Origin of the sequence: Marinobacter sp., assembly GCF_041984545.1 — a bacterium.
Lineage (GTDB): Bacteria > Pseudomonadota > Gammaproteobacteria > Pseudomonadales > Oleiphilaceae > Marinobacter.
Genome location: NZ_JBHIXV010000095.1, coordinates 1 through 626, shown reverse-complemented (window position 1 = coordinate 626; position 626 = coordinate 1). Strand labels below are relative to the sequence as shown.

At 52.2% G+C, this 626-nt stretch carries 1 pseudogene; it reads right to left on the bottom strand.

Annotation, left to right across the window (positions count from 1 at the left end):
* Positions 1-272: pseudogene (locus tag ACFC20_RS17700) on the bottom strand (transposase); the annotation flags it as partial.
* Positions 273-626: the final 354 nt, after the last annotated feature.

The window sequence follows — 626 nt, the reverse complement described above, 5'->3', positions numbered from 1 at the left end:
CGTTTGCTCTCGCATCGCCCGCACGGCCTCGCGCTTCTTCTCGACAGTCAGCACTTTTGGTTGAGAGCGGCCTTCAGGGCTTCATTGTCTAGAAGAGACTCTGCCAGCAATTTCTTGAGCTCGGCGTTCTCGCCCTCGACGGACTTCAACCGGTGGGCGTCTGAAATCTCTATGCCGCCAAACTTCCTCCACGTGTAAAAGGTGGCGTCAGAAATGTTGTGCTTGCGGCACAACTCCTTGACCGGCAAGCCAGCCTCGGCTTCCTTCAAAATGCTTGACCCTACCCCACATTAAATCGTCTTGGTAAAAAGAGGGGAGAGCAGGTCAAAAGGCCTCAGAACCGTTCGTCGTGTATTGCAGGAAGAACAAGTTCACGAATATAAGACGCTTTGGGCACATTAAGGAGTGTTTTTACCACGCTGACCACGTCGTGGACTGGTATCAGTTGCCCATCACCTCGGAGAGCAGCCTCGCTTAACGGCACAGATAGGCAATCGTAGGTGTTGACGTATCCCGACTGCAAACATGTAACTGCTAATAGGTCGTCCCGTAAAGTCTCCCTCAATGCCTCGCTAACCCGGATCTTTCATAAACACTCCAAATAGCCCTCCAATCCCGCAATCAGA